The sequence below is a fragment of the Pectobacterium quasiaquaticum genome, from assembly GCF_014946775.2.
GTDB classification, from domain to species: Bacteria; Pseudomonadota; Gammaproteobacteria; order Enterobacterales; family Enterobacteriaceae; genus Pectobacterium; species Pectobacterium aquaticum.
Map to the genome: position 1 here is coordinate 2,395,244 of NZ_CP065177.1, position 17,178 is coordinate 2,412,421.

Here is a 17,178-nt window from a genome sequence, read left to right on the forward strand (position 1 = left end):
CCCCCGCAATTTGTCAGCCCGCATCGCCGTTTGCGTCTCTGGGCCGATTTTTTTATGATGAAACGCATAGGTAACCACAGGGCGATAACATGGAAAATCCGATCATTCCTCTTCAGGCACGCCAGCAACGAGGTAATTTACCTTCGCTGGGCGAACCGTATGGGAAATCGCTGCTGGGCGCGCCGCTGCTGTATTTCCCCGCCGAATTAGCTCCCTCAGAAAGCGGACTGATTATTGCCGGAACACACGGCGATGAAACCGCAGCAGTCGTGGCGCTTTCCTGCGCGCTGCGCACCCTCTTTTCAGGCCAGCGCCGCCATCACGTGATTCTTGCGGTGAACCCGGATGGCTGTCAGTTGGGCCTACGTGCCAACGCTAACGGTGTCGATCTCAATCGCAATTTTCCGGCCAGTAACTGGCAACCGGGGAAGACGGTCTACCGCTGGAATAGCACCGCAGATGAACGCGATGTCGAGCTATCCACGGGGGAAACGGCAGGTTCAGAGCCGGAAACAAAAGCCCTTTGCACACTGATTGAGAAACTTAATCCTCACTGGGTTGTCTCTTTTCATGAGCCACTCGCGTGTATTGAAGATCCACATCATTCCGAACTCGGTCGCTGGTTGGCGCAGCGGTGCGAACTGCCGTTAGTATCGAGTATCGGTTACGACACGCCAGGCTCTTTCGGAAGTTGGTGCGCCGATCGCTCGCTTCATTGCATTACCGCTGAGCTTCCGCCAATCTCGGCTGATGCCGCCAGCGAATGCTACCTGAAGGCGATGGTGGCGTTGCTAAGCCAGCAATTTTAATCGTAATTTTTATACCAATGTTGCTAATGTTGCCCTAAACTGAGCAGCGTGTTAATCACCTGTAATTAAGGACGCAAACATGTCACAGAACGTACATTTTCAAGGCAATCCTGTGCCAGTAGCAGGGTCATTCCCAGCCAAAGGAAGCAAAGCCCCGGCATTTACTCTGGTGGCTAAAGATCTGTCCGATACCCCGCTGAGCAACTATGCTGGCAAGCGCAAAATCCTGAACATTTTCCCAAGCATCGATACCGGTGTTTGTGCCACGTCCGTGCGCAAATTCAACCAACTGGGTTCTGAGCTGGATAACACCGTTGTTCTGTGTATCTCTTCCGATCTGCCGTTCGCGCAGTCCCGTTTTTGCGGCGCGGAAGGTCTGAACAACGTCGTTGTACTGTCTACCCTGCGTGGCGGTGAGTTCAAAGAAAACTATGGCGTTGCTATCGCCGATGGCGCGCTGAAAGGTCTGACTGCTCGTGCGGTTGTTGTACTGGATGAAAACGACAACGTGCTGCACAGCGAACTGGTGAACGAAATCACCACTGAACCAGACTACGACGCAGCACTGGCTGTTCTGAAATAAGCTACGCTGAAATTACGTGAAAAACGGCTGCGCAAGCAGCCGTTTTGTTATTTACTCCTCGTCATCCCCCGCCGATTTGCGTTGGCTGAGTCCATATTCCCGCAATTTGTTGGCTATCGCCGTGTGCGATACGCCTAACCGCTTCGCCAGTTTACGTGTGCTTGGATAAGATTGATAAAGGCGGGTCAGCACGGAACGCTCAAAACGTTTGTTGATGTCGTCCAGCGAGCCATCAAGCAGGGTTTCATCTTGCGGCGCATCAATCGAAAACGACGGGAGATCGATGTCTTGCATATGCAGTTCGTTGCCTTCCAACTGCGTCAGTGCGCGATAAATGGTATTTCGCAGTTGCCTAACGTTACCCGGCCAGCCGTACTGCGGCAGGAAATGCTCCACATCCGCGGCCAGTTTGGGGCGAGGAATCCCCTGTTCGTCGGCAAAGCGCGCCACAAAAAGCTCGGCCAGCGGCATAATATCCGCTGGGCGCTCACGCAGCGGCGGTAACGTCAGCGAGAGTACATTGAGGCGATAATAAAGATCCTCCCGGAACTCACCACGCTGCACCAGCTCCAACAGGTTTTTCTTAGTCGCGCAAATCACCCGCACATCGACATGGACTTCGTGATCTTCACCGACGCGGCGGAATGTCCCGTCATTCAGGAAACGCAGCAATTTAGTCTGCATCTGTGCCGACATTTCACCGACTTCATCCAGTAAAACCGAACCGCCGTTCGCCTGTTCGAAGAAGCCTTTTTTCCCTTCCTGCGCATTGAGATACGCGCCGGGCGCATGGCCGAACAGCTCGCTCTCCATCACATCATCGGGTAACGCCGCACAGTTCAGCGCCAGGAAAGGATTTTTGCCGCGCGGCCCGCGCAGGTGGCAGGCACGTGCCAGCATATCCTTACCCGTCCCTGTATCGCCCACAATTAGCAGCGGCGCATCCAGCATCGCTAATTTGCGTGCCTGCTCAACCACCTGACGCATTTTCGGGCTAACAGCCACGATATGATTGAACTCATTTTCATCATTCACGGCGAGGTTCTGCAACTGGCGGCCCATGCGAGCAGCCGATTTCAGCATCACCAATGCGCCTGCCGTTGCCACTTTACCCGCATCATCTTCCAGCCGGACGGGCGTCATTTCCAGCAGGAAATCCTGGCCGCGAATCACCACTCGCTCCGCCACAACGCCGCTGCTCTTCTCCAGCCAACTGGCGAAATTGAAACCGGGGATCATGCTGCCAATCGTCAAGTCGCTGATGGTCTCTGCCGATTGTTCAAACAGCGCCAGCGCCGCGGGGTTAAACAGCTCCAGCTTTCCTTTCATATCCAGCGAGAATACAGGTTCAGGCATCGATTCCAATAGCGCATTCAACGCCCGATGCTCGCGCTCAGACGGCATGAACGCCACGGTACGCACATCGCTGACACTTTCAATATGGCGGATTTCCGTCATCAGCAGACGGAAATCATCAAAATCAAGGGTGGCAAAATTGAGGTAGATACGACCAATAGACGCAATTTCAATGCCGCGTAAATCAATATTGCGTGACACAAGTAGATCTAACAGTTCACGGACCATACCAATGCGGTCTTCACAAATCACTTCCAGATGCATCAACGGCTACCTTCTTCAAGATACACGATAGGGCTATTGCTACTGATAATACCCTTTCGTTTGCACCGGATGAAGTAAGGTGGCAGCAAAAGTTGACACATCTGTACGTTTTTTCCACGTCAATGACGAAACGAGGTCCGGTTTGCCCTGCACTTGTCCATAACGATGGCGCATACTGTGCGCTATCGCCATGACACTAACGCCCTTTTTGCAGCGTTTCTTTCACCTGACCAATCAGTTCGCGGCGGAAATCACCGAGACGTGGCTTGTCATCCAGCCACGGCAGCGGGCGGCATAATTCCATCGCTTTGATGCCCAGACGTGCGGTCAGCAAACCTGCACCAATGCCCTGTGCAGCGCGAGTTGATAGCCGAGCGGCCAGATCCTGCGACATCCAGTCCATGCCAATTTCCCGCACCAGCTCCGAGGCACCGGCAAACGCAATATTGACCAGCACAAGCCGAAACAGGCGAATACGGCTGAAATAGCCGAGTTCGATGCCGTACAGCGCGGCAATACGGTTAATCAGGCGCAGGTTGCGCCAGGCGATAAAGGCCATATCCACCAGCGCCAGCGGGCTGACGGCGATCATCAAGGTCGACTCCGCCGCCGAGCGGCTGATTTCACGCTGCGCCTGCGTGTCCAGTACGGGCTGAACCAGACGCGCATAAAGCTCCAGCACTTCGCGGTCATTGTGGGTTTCATGGAGCGAAGCCTGCCAGCGCTGTATCGCCGGATGGCCGCTATCAAGCCCCGCCTGTCGTGCCAGCTTTTCACAGAATTCGCGTCCGCGCCCCACGCCGTGGCTATGTAACAGATCGCGAGCCACGTCGCGCTCTTCTGCCCGCTCCCGTAAACGGTAGAGGCGTCGCCACTCAACAGCCAGCGAGCCGACGCCCGCCGCCACAATCAGGCTGCCTGCGGTAATGCCGCCCAGCGCGATCCAGTCCTGCTGTACCCAGGCGTTATGCAGTGACTGCACGCCCTGTGCCAGCGCGCTAACACCAAACAGCCCGATTCCCGCCATCACCATACGCCGCCACAGGCTGCGCTTAGGACGCAGCGCCGCGCTGATCGCCTCTTCCGCCGCGCCTTCTTCCGGTACTTCTTCTTCGCGGCTGATCGGGGAAAACGGCGTGCCGCTCTGCTCATCAAATGCCAACCCGGCACGCAACTGCGGCTGTGGCTCTTGCGGTAAGACGTCATCGAACGTGACGTGGGGTTTTAGTGGCTCGTTCATCGCAATTTATCCTTTAACAGAAAGTCCATGACCGTATCCAACCGGATATGCGGCAACGGCGTGTCGACCGTCATTTCTCGCGGACGAAATTGATCGAAATGGAAGCCCTGAGTTTGCCAGAATGCCGCCCCCGGTAAACGCGCAGGCACTTCACCGGGATAGACGGTCAATGGCTGACCGTCGCTGAGCCTATGCCCCTTCAGCGCTGGGATTTTCTGTCCCTGATGATCGACCACCCCGCTCTGCGTTGACTGGATCGACGCAATGCCTTCGCAGCGCATGTCGATGCCTTCAAACGCCGCGTTCTGCCACGCTTCCTGCACCAGTTGCTGAAGCAGCGACACCAGATTGGCGTGCTGGTCGGCGGTAATGTGATCCGCTTTACTCGCCGCAAACATCAGTTTGTCGATACAAGGCGAAAACAAACGGCGGAACAGCGTGCGCTTCCCGTAATGAAAACTTTGCATCAGTTGGGTGAGTGCCAGCCGCATATCGTTAAACGCATGAATGCCGCTATTGAGCGGTTGCAGGCAATCGACTAGAACAATCTGCCGGTCGAAGCGTACGAAGTGATCCTTATAAAATCCTTTGACGACCGACTGGCAGTAATAGTCAAAACGCTTGCGCAGCATGCCGATGTTGGTTTTCTCATCCGCCTGCGCCAGCTTAGCTTCACCGATCTGATTCACCTGCGGCCAGGGGAAGAATTGCAGCACCGGCGCACCCGCCAGATCGCCCGGCAGCACAAACCGACCCGGTTGAATAAAGTGCAGCCCTTCCTGTTTGCAGCGGTGCAGATAGTCGGTGTAAGCCTGCGCCACCTCGGCAAGCAGGTTTTCATCGGCTGGGGCCAACGGATCGATTTTTTCGCACAGCGCCAGCCAAGGTTTTGCCCACTCGGTGCGCCCCCCTTGCAGCAAGCCGCTCATCTGCTGTGACCAACTCAAATAGGTTTGCTCCAGCAGCGGCAGATCCAACAACCACTCGCCGGGATAATCGACAATTTCCAGATAGAGCGTTGAGGTGTCTTTGAAATGACGCAGCAACGAATCCTTAGAGCGATAGCGCAGCGCCAGACGAATCTCACTCACGCCGCGCGTCGGCGTTGGCCAAGCCGGCGGCGAGCCATACAGCGCGGCCATGCCTTCATCATAAGCAAAACGCGGCACGCCCAGATCGCGCTGCGGCACGCGTTTCACACCCAGCAAACGCTCTTCGCGCACGGGGGAAAACATCGGCAAGTGTGCACCGCTGTGGGTATTCAATAATTGATTGACGAACGCGGTGATAAACGCGGTTTTGCCACTGCGACTCAACCCAGTGACGGCAATCCGCAAGTGACGATCCACACCGCGATTGACCAGAGAGTTAATTTCGTTCTGTAGTCGACTCATTGAATGATCCATCACTCCTGTAGTTGTAAACCATGTAGTTGTAAACCATGTAGTTGCAAAGCATGTAGTTGCAAAGCGTATGGTTGCAATGCATGTAGTTGAAAAAGCGTGTAATTGAAAAAACGTGTTGTTGCAAAAGTACGTTTAAGCTACCGCATTGGTTGCGGAGAAAAAAGCAGCGCGACATTATCCACTCTCGACGCAAGTCGTACGGTGGATAATGTCAGCGAAAGCGTATAACCGATGACAAATTACAGATGACGAAAGCGGTTCTGAACGCCAAACGTATCCGACGTGACATAGCGTTCAATGCTACGCAGGCGCTGTTCGCTGGCCTGCAAGGTCGCATCCGCTTCATTCAGCAGTTGGCTGGGCGTACGGGCCGTCTTTTCATCCTCAAATCCCATTCCCGATGGAGCCGGATCGAGCATAAAGGTCAGAATGATGTAGGCCACCATGGTGAAAAAGAACAGGCCGAAAAACATCGACAGCACCACGATTATCCGCAGGAGCTTCACCGGCACGTCAAAATAACGCGCTAAACCAGCACAAACCCCTTTCAGCATGCCTTCTTCCGGTATGCGATATAACGTTTTACCTGACCACGTATTTTTCATTACGATTTTCTCCAGTCCGGGTGTTCTGCATCCAGAATGTCTTCCAGCGCCCTGATACGCTCACGCATACGGTTGGACTCTTCCGTTAAACGTGTCAGACGTTGCATATCGTTTTGTCCCAGTTGAGCACTGTTTTTACGCTGACTGTAATGTAGCCAAAGCCATATCGGTGCCACAAACAACATGAAAATGGTCAGCGGAATGGCAAGAAACAACGCACTCATTGTGTCTCCTTAGTTATTATTCATACGCCGGTGGCTGCCGTTTTCTAACGACAGCCCATCCGATGGCGTTTACGCGTTTATTACTCTGCTGGCTTAACTTTAGCCTTAAGTGCTGCCAACTGCGCGCTGATTTCATCGTCCGCTTTCAGTTCGGCAAACTGCTGATCCAGCGATTTTTGTTTCCCCAATCCGTGGCTTTCAGCTTCCGCTTCCATCGTATCGATACGGCGTTCGAACTGATCGAAACGCGCCATTGCTTCGTCCAGCTTACCGCTGTCCAACTGGCGGCGCACATCACGCGACGATGCCGCAGCCTGGTGGCGTAGCGTCAGCGCCTGCTGGCGAGCGCGGGTTTCGCTCAATTTGTTTTCCAGCTCACCGATTTCACGCTTCATGCGCTCCAGCGTTTCATCCACGCTTTCGGCTTCATGCTGCAACACCGCGATCAGGTCGGTCAGCTTCTGCTTTTCAATCAGCGCCGCACGGGCCAGATCGTCTTTATCTTTACGCAGCGCCAGCTCGGCTTTTTCCTGCCACTGATCCTGCTGACCGTGCGCTTGTTCAATACGACGGGCAATCTGTTTCTTTTCTGCCAACGCCCGCGCCGAGGTTGAACGCACTTCAACCAGCGTATCTTCCATTTCCTGAATCATCAGCCGCACCAATTTCTGCGGATCTTCAGCTTTATCCAGCAATGAATTGATGTTGGCGTTCACGATGTCGGCAAAACGAGAAAAAATACCCATAATTACATCCTCTTCATGATTTCCAGCGTCTGATTACGCCTGATTTATCACCGTGACCAGCAGAGCCAGTCGCGATCTCCCTATAGGTATATCAATAAGCATGCCAACTTTTAATTCAATTTAACTAACTGAAAATTAAAGAATAGATAATTTTGACTATTTTTCCCTTTCCGCTAGATTAGTCAAATACGCTAACAGTTAGTAAAAATAACACGGTGAAACATCATGCTTCAGGAAAAAGAGAACCTGCTGGGCGAAGCCAACAGCTTTCTGGAGGTTCTGGAACAGGTGTCGCAGTTGGCACAGTTAAATAAGCCCGTGCTGGTGATTGGCGAACGCGGTACCGGTAAAGAGCTGATCGCCAGCCGCCTGCATTACCTTTCCCCGCGTTGGCAAGGGCCGTTCGTTTCCCTCAACTGTGCGGCGCTCAACGAGAATCTGCTCGACTCCGAGCTATTTGGCCATGAAGCCGGGGCTTTTACTGGGGCACAAAAACGCCATCTGGGACGCTTCGAGCGCGCCGACGGCGGAACGCTGTTTTTGGATGAACTGGCTACCGCGCCGATGCTGGTGCAGGAAAAATTACTGCGGGTGATCGAATACGGCATGCTGGAGCGCGTCGGCGGCAGAGATCAGCTACAGGTTGACGTACGTCTGGTGTGCGCGACCAATGACGATCTGCCTGCGCTTGCCGCCAGCGGTAAGTTCCGTGCGGATCTGCTTGACCGTCTGGCCTTTGACGTTGTGCAGCTTCCGCCACTGCGCGAACGCCAGCAGGACATTATGCTGCTGGCCGATCACTTTGCGATTCAGATGTGCCGTGAATTACATCTGCCGCTGTTTCCCGGTTTTACGCCTGCCGCGTGCGAAACGCTGCTGAATTACGACTGGCCGGGCAATATTCGTGAGCTGAAAAACGTGGTTGAACGTTCGGTGTACCGTCACGGCGATAGCGAACAGCCTCTTGATGCCATCATTCTGAATCCTTTCCGCCGAACGCCCGCCGTTCAGGAAACGTCGCCGCGTGCGACAACCAGCCAGCCGAATTTACCGCTGGAGATGAAACCGTGGCTATTGGAACAGGAGAAAAGCTTAATCGATCGGGCATTGAATCAGGCAAAATTTAACCAGCGCAAAGCCGCTGAGCTACTGGGATTAACCTATCACCAGCTACGTGGATTGCTAAAGAAACACGATATTGTGGTGAATGAGTAAGAGGCGGAAAAGAAAATGCGGGCGAATTAACGCCCGCAGAGGAAATGGATTAATAGGTTAACAGGCTCGATTACGGCTCCGTTCCCCATACCAGCGTGCCTTTATCGTGCACGGTGATCTTATCCCAGTTGGCATAGCTCGTGACGTTAGCGCCATATGAATAATCATTCGTTTCATTCACGTTGCTCCAGTCACCCGCATGGATACGCACCTGAACTTCACCGGTTTCCGCGCCCGGCTGAAGGGAGCCTGCTCCGCTGCTGAAGGTCACCAGAACGTAGCGATTGGCTTTGTCAGTGCTGGCGGCTGGCGTCCCTGTACTGGTCACGATGTTGTGAGGGCCGACGTTCGCCCAGTCAACAAAGAGGTTCGCGCCGGGTTTACCATCATCATGAAAGTAGTAACGCACTTGCAGATCGCTCAGTTTGATCGGCGTACTGCCGGTATTTTTGATGTTAACGGCCATACGAATCGCATCATCGGAAGGGTTGTTATCCACATTGCGATATTGCAGCACGACGTCACCCGTGGTTCCATTACCTGGGTTAGTCGGCTCCGTTGGCGTGGTCGGGGTAGTCGGCGTATCGCCATTACTCAGATCCGCACCTGCACGAATCTGCTCTCTGACAAATTTACCTGACGCCGACAGATTTTGCTCCGCCCAGCCGCCTGATTTGCTCGCTCCCGGTGCCAGCGCGGCGGATGCCTCTGACTTATCGGTAAGCGACCAGTTCACCCAGCTTACGCCACGGTTATTCAGGAAATCGATCCAGGTCTGCGATTCAGGTAGGAACGGTCCACCGTTGCCGGACGCATCGCTGGTGCCCCACTCGCTGACGAAAATCGCGGCACCGCGGCTTTGTGCATAATCAATGCGGTCGCGCAGGAACTGCCCGTGCGTGCCGGCATAGAAATGCAGCGCGTACATCGTATTCGGATCGGGCAGTTTATTATCCGCCGCGTCGTGAATATCCTGACTCCAGGTGCCCGTGCCGACGATAATCAGGTTATCGGGATCTTTACTACGGATGGTGTCAGTCACTTCCAGCGCATAAGGCCGAATCTGCCCGTTCCATGTCACGCCGCCGTTTGGCTCATTGGCGATTTCATAAATCACGTTCGGCGAGCTGCCATACAGCCCCGCCATTTCGGCAAAGAAGGTTTTTGCCTGTGCTTTATAAATATTAGGATCGTTATCCGACAAGATATGCCAGTCGATGATGATGTAAACGCCGAGGCTTTGCGCCGCCGCAACGGCCTCTTTTACCTTATTGGCGAGGGAAGGATTCGAAATATAACCATCCGCCGCCGTGTACATGGCGACGCGGAATACATTAATCCCCCAGTCATCACGCAGCCACTTCATCGAGTCTTTGTTGACATAATCGCCAAACCACTGCAAACCGTGCGAACTGACCCCTCTCAGTTGCACCCTTTTCCCCTGTTCATCCACCAGTCGTCCGTTTTCGATGGACAGCTGACCGTGCGTTTCTACCGGCGTAGCGGATAATGCTGAAAAGCTGAGCGACATCCCCAGTGCCGCTGTTACCACACCTAACGCCAATTTCCTGACGATTTGATTCCTTCTCATCCACATATTCCTTATCTCCATTGTGAACCCATGATCTTGGGTATAGGCATGATAAGGGAGATTTTTGTTCCCGCAAACAATTTAGGACATATCCCAACCATATTGATTTTATTAATTATTTACAGATAAATAGAAAGCAAGGTAAGTACCTAGAGAGGTCGCTTTTTAGGCAAAAAAAAAGCCAGCACGTCGGCTGGCTAAAATAATACTGGAAGCAATGTGAGCAATGTCGTGCTCTCCTTCAGTGCCTGCGAGAAGCGACTGCCGAAGTGCGAAAATGATGATAATAGTTATCAGTATCATCTGTAAAGCATTTTGTTGAGAATTTTTCTCATTACCATACTGACGATGGGGTTCCTAACCGCTCCATCGCGTTCATCCGCAGACGCAATCGGTTGGAAAGTCGCCAGACGCGCATAACAAGAGTGGGGAGGATGCCAAGAGTGCGATACACTCTGTGTATAACCATCTTGACTGAAAAATCCCGTATGTTCGGAAAAACCTGTTTCGCACTGGCACTCACCTGGCTGTCGTTGCCTGCACTGGCAGCCTCACCGTCCGTGCTAACGCCGCCTGCTCCGCTGGAAAATATTCGCCAGAGCGGTTTTGTCTATTGCGTCAATGATGTCCTGAACACGTTTAACCCGCAGATGGCGCGCAGCGGTATCACGATTGATACGCTGGCGGCCCAGCTCTACGATCGCCTGTTGGATGTCGATCCTTATACCTATCGTCTGATGCCAGAACTGGCTCAGCGCTGGGAAGTCTTGGACAACGGTTCGACATACCGTTTCTACCTGCGCCGCGATGTGCCATTTCAGCACACCGCTAGGTTCAGCCCAACCCGTAATATGAACGCCGACGACGTGATATTCAGCTTCCAACGCATGCTTGACGAAAAGCACCCGTATCATGATGTGAACGGCGGTGAATATCCCTATTTCGACAGTCTACAATTCGCCGATTCGGTACAACACATCCGCAAGTTGGGCGAATACAGCATTGAAATCCGGCTCAACAGCCCAGACGCCTCTTTCCTCTGGCATCTGGCCACGCACTACGCGCCGATTCTGTCCGCAGAATACGCGCAGCGTCTGGCAAAAGAGGACAAAAAGGAGCTGCTGGATCGCGAACCGGTCGGCACCGGCCCTTATCTGCTCGATGAATACCGCAACGGGCAATATATTCGCCTGACGCGCAACGGCGATTATTGGCGCGGCCTGCCACGCATGCGGCAGGTGGTTGTCGATCTTGGCTCCGGTGGTACGGGCCGCTTATCCAAGCTGCTAACCGGTGAATGTGATGTCCTCGCCTATCCGGCGGCCAGCCAGTTAACGATCTTGCGTAACGACCCGCGTCTGCGTCTCTCACTGCGTCCCGGTATGAATGTCGCTTATCTGGCCTTCAACGTGCGAAAACCGCCGTTGGACGACCGCCGCGTGCGGGAAGCCATCGCACTGGCGATCAATAACGACAGGTTAATGCAGTCGATCTATTACGGCACCGCGGAAACGGCAGCGTCGATTCTGCCCCGAGCATCGTGGGCGTACGACAATGAATCACAGGTAACCGAATATAACCCGCAGAAAGCGCAACAAATCTTGCAGGAACTGGGGTTGACTAACCTAAATCTGCGCCTGTGGGTGCCAAGCGCTTCACAGTCCTACAACCCCAGTCCGCTGAAAACGGCTGAACTGATACAGGCCGATCTGGCACAAATTGGCGTCACCGTGACCATCGTGCCAGTGGAAGGCCGTTTTCAGGAAGCGCGGCTGATGGAGCTCAGCCACGATTTAACGTTGGCAGGCTGGGCAACGGACAGTAACGACCCAGACAGTTTTTTCCGACCGTTGCTAAGCTGTGCAGCCATTCGCTCCCAGAGCAACTACGCGCACTGGTGCGATCCCACGTTTGATGAAGTGCTGCAAAACGCGCTCTCGTCACAGCAGCTTTCTAAGCGGATTGACTATTATCAGCAGGCACAGCGTATTCTGGCAGAACAGTTACCCGTTCTGCCGCTGGCGTCGTCATTACGACTGCTGGCCTACCGCTATGACATGAAAGGGCTGGTATTAAGCCCCTTCGGCAATGCCTCGTTCGCGGGCGTCTTCCGCGAGGATCAACAAGCGCAGCAGAAACCCTCTGCACCGGAAACCGTGGAGGAAACACAGCCGTGATTATCTTTACCTTACGACGTCTGGTGTTACTGATAGTGACATTGTCACTACTGTCGCTAGTTGGCTTTAGCCTCAGCTACTACACACCTAATGCCCCGCTCAACGGTGCGGCGCTGTTTGATGCCTACCACTTTTACCTCACCAGTCTGCTTCAGGGTGATTTCGGTCGCTCCAGCATTAACGGACAGGCCATCAGTGAATTGCTGAAAGAGGTATTCCCCGCCACGATTGAACTTTGTCTTTTGGCATTTGCGCTCTCACTGCTGGTCGGTATTCCACTGGGCATTACCGCCGGCATGATGCGGAATCGCGGCGCGGACATTGTGATCAGCACGCTGGCGCTCATCGGCTTCTCTCTGCCGGTATTCTGGCTAGCGCTGCTGCTGACGCTCTTCTTCTCGCTGCATCTCGGCTGGCTGCCGGTTTCAGGCCGCTTCGACCTGCTCTATCAGGTGAAAACAGTCACCGGCTTTGCGCTGATTGACGCCTGGCTGTCAGATTCACCCCATCGCGGTGACATGATCGTCAGCGCCATCCGCCACCTGATTTTGCCGATTACCGTGCTGGCCGTCGGGCCGACCACCGAAGTGATTCGCCTGATGCGAGTCAGCACTACGGAAATTATCAGCAAAAACTACATTAAAGCGGCGGCAACCCGCGGGCTATCGCGCTTTACGATCATTCGTCGCCACCTGATTCATAACGCACTGCCGCCGATTATTCCCAAACTGGGATTACAATTTTCCACCATGCTGACGCTGACGATGATTACCGAAGTGGTCTTTAACTGGCCGGGCATCGGTCGCTGGCTGGTAAATGCCATTCGCCAACAGGATTACGCCGCGATTTCTGCGGGCGTAATGGTGGTGGGCGCAATGGTCATTACGGTCAATATTCTGTCCGATATTTGGGGTGCTATGGCAAATCCGTTGAAACACAAGGAATGGTATGCCCTACGATAACGTGTATAGCGAAAAGCGGTTGCCTAGCCGACTAGGCGATACTTGGCGGGTATTCCATCAGGATATGCTGGCGATGATCGGGCTGTACGGTTTTCTGATCCTGATCGGCCTGTGTTTGTTCGGCAAATTTCTCGCACCTTATGAAGTTGACCAACAATTCCTAGGCTATCAACTGTTGCCCCCTTCCTGGTCACACTATGGTGAAGTCTCGTTCTTCCTCGGCACCGACGATTTAGGGCGTGACCAGTTAAGCCGCTTATTGAACGGTGCCGCTCCCACCGTCGGTGCGTCGCTCATCGTCACCTACGCGGCGGCACTGTGCGGCATCGTGTTGGGCGTCTTTGCTGGCGTCACGCGCGGACTGCGCTCTGCGATGATCAACCACATTCTGGATACGCTGCTGTCGATTCCGTCGCTGTTGCTGGCGATTGTGGTGATTGCCTTTATCGGCCCTAAACTCGAACACGCGATGCTCGCCGTCTGGCTAGCACTGTTGCCGCGCATGGTGCGAACCATCTACAACGCCGTACACGATGAAATGGACAAAGAGTACGTGATCGCCGCCCGCCTTGACGGAGCTTCCACGTTTTACCTTGTCTGGTATGTCGTGTTGCCAAACATCGCCGCGCTGCTGGTCTCCGAATTTACCCGCGCGTTGTCGATCGCCATTCTGGATATCGCCGCGCTGGGCTTTCTCGATTTGGGCGCGCAGCTGCCGACAACCGAATGGGGTGCCCTGCTTGGCAACTCGCTGGAGCTGGTGTATGCCGCACCGTGGACCGTCATGCTGCCCGGCGCTACCATCGCACTGAGTGTGTTAATCGTCAATCTGCTGGGCGACGGCATTCGCCGTGCGCTGGTAGCGGAAACGGAATAAGAGGCGACGACTCCCTATGCCATTACTTGATATCCGTAACCTGACGATTGAATTTCTGACCGCCGACGGCGCCGTAAAAGCCGTTGACCGCGTCAGTATGACGCTGAGCGAGGGGGAAATTCGCGGGCTAGTGGGCGAATCAGGCTCGGGTAAAAGCCTGATCGCCAAAGCCATCTGCGGGCTCACCAAAGAGAATTGGCGCGTAACCGCCGATCGCTTCCGTTTCGATGACATCGACCTGCTGCAACTGTCGTCGCGCGAGCGGCGTAAACTGGTCGGCCATAACGTCTCCATGATTTTCCAGGAGCCGCAATCCTGTCTCGATCCGTCCGAGAGTATCGGTCGGCAGCTAGTGCAGGCCATTCCTGGCTGGACATATAAAGGCCGCTGGTGGCAGCGATTTCACTGGCGCAAGCGCCGCGCGATCGAACTGCTGCACCGCGTCGGGATTAAAGATCACAAAGATATTATGGGTAGCTATCCTTATGAGCTGAGCGACGGCGAGTGTCAGAAGGTGATGATTGCCATTGCGCTGGCGAACCAGCCGCGCCTGCTGATTGCCGACGAGCCAACCAATGCGATGGAATCCACTACGCAGGCGCAGATTTTCCGCCTGCTGTCGCGCCTGAACCAGAACAATAACACCACGATTCTGCTCATCAGCCATGACCTGCAAACCATGAGCAAATGGGCTGATCGGATCAACGTACTCTATTGCGGTCAAACGGTGGAAAGCGCCACCAGTGAAGATTTGATCACCGCGCCGCATCATCCTTATACGCAGGCACTAATTCGCGCCATGCCCGATTTCGGCCGCTCGCTGCCGCACAAAAGCCGGTTAAACACCCTGAACGGGGCGATTCCCTCGCTGGAACATCTGCCGATTGGCTGCCGACTTGGCCCACGCTGCCCTTATTCACAAAAGCAGTGTATGCAAACGCCGCCGCTGCTCTCCGTTAAGAACCACTTATATGCCTGCCACTTTCCGCTCAACATGGAGGAACCGTGATGGTTGAGATGCTGCTTGAAGCCCGCAACCTGACCAAGACGTTCCGTTACCGGACTGGGCTGTTCCGTCGTCAGCACGTTGAGGCGGTAAAATCCGTCAGCTTTACGCTGCGTGAACGGCAAACGCTCGCCATCATCGGCGAGAACGGTTCAGGGAAATCGACGCTGGCTAAAATGCTGTCGGGCATGATCGCGCCGACGTCCGGCGAGTTGGTTATCGATGATCATCCACTGCACTATGGCGATTACCGCTACCGCAGCCAGCGCATCCGCATGATCTTTCAGGATGCGAGCAATGCCCTCAACCCGCGCCAGCGCATCGGGCAACTGCTGGATGTCCCGCTGCGACTGAATACCGATCTCAGTGCCGAAGCACGTGAAAGAGCGATTAATCAGGCGCTGCATCAGGTTGGGCTACGTCCCGATCACGCCTATTACTATCCGCATGCGCTCGCGCCGGGGCAAAAACAGCGCGTCGGCCTGGCGCGTGCGCTGATCCTGCAACCGAAAGTGATTGTCGCCGATGAGGCGCTGGCATCACTGGATATGTCTATGCGGTCACAGATTATCAATCTGATGCTGGAGTTACAGGAAAAGCACGGTATCTCTTATATTTACGTGACGCAGCATCTGGGCATGATGAAACACATCAGCGACCAGATTCTGGTGATGCAGGCTGGCGAAGTGGTCGAACGCGGCAGTACCGCCGATGTGTTGTCTGCCCCGCTACATGACCTGACGAAACGGTTGATTGCCAGCCACTTCGGCGAAGCGCTCAGCGCCGACGCCTGGCGACGCGACGGCGCACAACGTTAATCTCCGCGCACCACGGCAGCATCCCCGCAACGGCCACTGGGCTGTGGAAAAAGGGGGATACTGCTCGGAGTACCCCTACCGTCCCCAACATGGTAGAATCGCGCGGTTTATTCATCTGGGTCGTCACTTGCCGCGTACGTTTACGGGCACAGAAGTGGCGATCGCAGCAACAATGATCACAAGGATTACTGCTATGGGTTTTCTTACCGGTAAGCGCATTCTGGTAACAGGTGTTGCCAGCAACCGTTCTATTGCCTACGGTATTGCACAAGCAATGCAGCGCGAAGGTGCCGAACTGGCCTTCACGTATCAGAACGACAAATTGAAAGCACGCGTTGAAGGCTTTGCCAGCGAACTGGGTTCCAGCATCGTTCTGCCGTGTGATGTCGCTGAAGATGCCAGCATCGAAGCACTGTTTACCGAACTGGCTAACGTATGGCCGAACTTTGATGGCTTCGTGCACTCCATTGCTTACGCACCGGGCGACCAACTGGACGGTGACTACGTTGATGCCGTTACCCGTGAAGGTTTCAGCATTTCTCACGATATCAGCTCTTACAGCTTCGTCGCGATGGCGAAAGCCTGCCGTAAGATGCTGAACCCGAACTCTGCGCTGGTTACCCTGTCCTACCTGGGTGCTGAGCGTGCCATCCCTAACTACAACGTAATGGGTCTGGCAAAAGCGTCTCTGGAAGCGAACGTTCGTTACATGGCGAATGCAATGGGTGCTCAGGGCGTGCGCGTTAACGCCATTTCTGCGGGCCCGATTCGTACACTGGCTGCCTCCGGCATCAAAGACTTCAAGAAAATGCTGTCGCATTGCGAAGCCGTTACGCCAATCCGCCGTGTCGTTACCATTGAAGATGTGGGCAACTCTGCTGCGTTCCTGTGTTCCGATCTGGCTGCCGGTATCTCCGGTGAAGTCCTGCACGTTGACGGCGGCTTCAGCATCGCCGCAATGAACGAGCTGGAATTGAAGTAAGTTCTCACCGCTAACGATGTTTCAACAATGCGCTCTTGAAAAGGAGCGCATTGTTATTTCTCCTTCCCCAAAAGAAGATCTTCAGTACGATCATCCTTCATAGATAAAAGATAACAATTGAATTAATGCATATAAAATCATATGCATGAAAAGTGTATTATTGCAGAATAAAAACCCATGTGAAAAACACCCCCTAACATTAATAACTGTATATTTAAAAATATTGACTTTTTATCATTTATCCATAAAAAACACACATACATAATACTTATTAAATAACAAGGGGATAGTGAACTAATTACAGATTTATTAAAAAA

General features: G+C 53.9%; 16 protein-coding genes. 9 read left to right on the forward strand and 7 right to left on the reverse strand.

Annotated features, from left to right (window positions below; all coding sequences use genetic code 11):
• Window positions 1-89: 89 nt before the first annotated feature.
• Window positions 90-809, forward strand: coding sequence for a murein tripeptide amidase MpaA (mpaA, locus tag IG609_RS10985; protein WP_116226689.1), 720 nt, complete (start codon window positions 90-92; stop codon window positions 807-809).
• A gap of 79 nt (window positions 810-888) precedes the next feature.
• Window positions 889-1,392: a thiol peroxidase gene (gene tpx / locus IG609_RS10990; RefSeq protein ID WP_014915685.1), complete on the forward strand. Its 504-nt coding sequence runs from the start codon at window positions 889-891 to the stop codon at window positions 1,390-1,392.
• Between the two features lie 51 nt (window positions 1,393-1,443).
• On the opposite strand, the gene tyrR is transcribed toward tpx, so the two are convergent.
• The 6 genes from tyrR to pspA all read right to left on the reverse strand — a co-directional run bounded on the left by tyrR (window position 1,444) and on the right by pspA (window position 7,233).
• Complete coding sequence (tyrR, locus tag IG609_RS10995) at window positions 1,444-3,012, reverse strand: transcriptional regulator TyrR (RefSeq protein WP_193397017.1); 1,569 nt, start codon at window positions 3,010-3,012, stop codon at window positions 1,444-1,446.
• A 196-nt stretch (window positions 3,013-3,208) separates the two neighbouring features.
• Window positions 3,209-4,252, reverse strand: coding sequence for a YcjF family protein (locus IG609_RS11000; protein ID WP_193397018.1), 1,044 nt, complete (start codon window positions 4,250-4,252; stop codon window positions 3,209-3,211).
• On the reverse strand, window positions 4,249-5,646 hold the full coding sequence (locus tag IG609_RS11005) for a YcjX family GTP-binding protein (RefSeq protein ID WP_193397019.1): 1,398 nt from the start codon (window positions 5,644-5,646) through the stop codon (window positions 4,249-4,251). Before IG609_RS11005 ends, IG609_RS11000 begins: the two co-directional genes overlap by 4 nt.
• 251 nt (window positions 5,647-5,897) lie before the next feature.
• A complete protein-coding gene (gene pspC, locus IG609_RS11010) occupies window positions 5,898-6,263 on the reverse strand; it encodes an envelope stress response membrane protein PspC (protein WP_039496625.1) in 366 nt (121 codons plus the stop codon).
• Complete coding sequence (gene pspB / locus IG609_RS11015) at window positions 6,263-6,487, reverse strand: envelope stress response membrane protein PspB (protein WP_010276759.1); 225 nt, start codon at window positions 6,485-6,487, stop codon at window positions 6,263-6,265. Before pspB ends, pspC begins: the two co-directional genes overlap by 1 nt.
• 80 nt (window positions 6,488-6,567) lie before the next feature.
• Window positions 6,568-7,233 (reverse strand): phage shock protein PspA, encoded by a 666-nt coding sequence (gene pspA / locus IG609_RS11020; RefSeq protein WP_010276756.1) that lies wholly within the window; start codon window positions 7,231-7,233, stop codon window positions 6,568-6,570.
• Between the two features lie 225 nt (window positions 7,234-7,458).
• Here pspA and pspF point away from each other — a divergent pair, with 225 nt between their 5' ends.
• The gene (pspF, locus tag IG609_RS11025; RefSeq protein ID WP_094433555.1) at window positions 7,459-8,448 is read left to right on the forward strand and encodes a phage shock protein operon transcriptional activator; all 990 of its coding nucleotides are present in this window, start codon (window positions 7,459-7,461) and stop codon (window positions 8,446-8,448) included.
• 70 nt (window positions 8,449-8,518) lie between these two features.
• On the opposite strand, the gene IG609_RS11030 is transcribed toward pspF, so the two are convergent.
• Window positions 8,519-10,045 carry a cellulase family glycosylhydrolase gene (locus IG609_RS11030; protein WP_193397020.1) on the reverse strand — a complete coding sequence of 509 codons (1,527 nt, stop codon included), beginning with the start codon at window positions 10,043-10,045 and terminating at the stop codon, window positions 8,519-8,521.
• A gap of 482 nt (window positions 10,046-10,527) precedes the next feature.
• Here IG609_RS11030 and sapA point away from each other — a divergent pair, with 482 nt between their 5' ends.
• From sapA to fabI, 6 genes are all read left to right on the forward strand, one after another.
• Window positions 10,528-12,216, forward strand: a complete 1,689-nt coding sequence (gene sapA / locus IG609_RS11035; RefSeq protein WP_193397021.1) for an ABC transporter substrate-binding protein SapA — start codon at window positions 10,528-10,530, stop codon at window positions 12,214-12,216.
• The gene (gene sapB / locus IG609_RS11040; protein WP_193397022.1) at window positions 12,213-13,178 is read left to right on the forward strand and encodes a putrescine export ABC transporter permease SapB; all 966 of its coding nucleotides are present in this window, start codon (window positions 12,213-12,215) and stop codon (window positions 13,176-13,178) included. The genes sapA and sapB overlap by 4 nt, the downstream gene beginning before the upstream one ends.
• Entirely contained in the window at window positions 13,165-14,055 is an 891-nt protein-coding gene (sapC, locus tag IG609_RS11045; protein ID WP_193397023.1) for a putrescine export ABC transporter permease SapC, read from the forward strand. Before sapB ends, sapC begins: the two co-directional genes overlap by 14 nt.
• 16 nt (window positions 14,056-14,071) lie before the next feature.
• On the forward strand, window positions 14,072-15,064 hold the full coding sequence (gene sapD / locus IG609_RS11050) for a putrescine export ABC transporter ATP-binding protein SapD (RefSeq protein WP_193397024.1): 993 nt from the start codon (window positions 14,072-14,074) through the stop codon (window positions 15,062-15,064).
• Window positions 15,064-15,879 carry a putrescine export ABC transporter ATP-binding protein SapF gene (sapF, locus tag IG609_RS11055; RefSeq protein ID WP_010276730.1) on the forward strand — a complete coding sequence of 272 codons (816 nt, stop codon included), beginning with the start codon at window positions 15,064-15,066 and terminating at the stop codon, window positions 15,877-15,879. The genes sapD and sapF overlap by 1 nt, the downstream gene beginning before the upstream one ends.
• 193 nt (window positions 15,880-16,072) lie before the next feature.
• On the forward strand, window positions 16,073-16,861 hold the full coding sequence (gene fabI, locus IG609_RS11060; RefSeq protein ID WP_010276729.1) for an enoyl-ACP reductase FabI: 789 nt from the start codon (window positions 16,073-16,075) through the stop codon (window positions 16,859-16,861).
• Window positions 16,862-17,178: the final 317 nt, after the last annotated feature.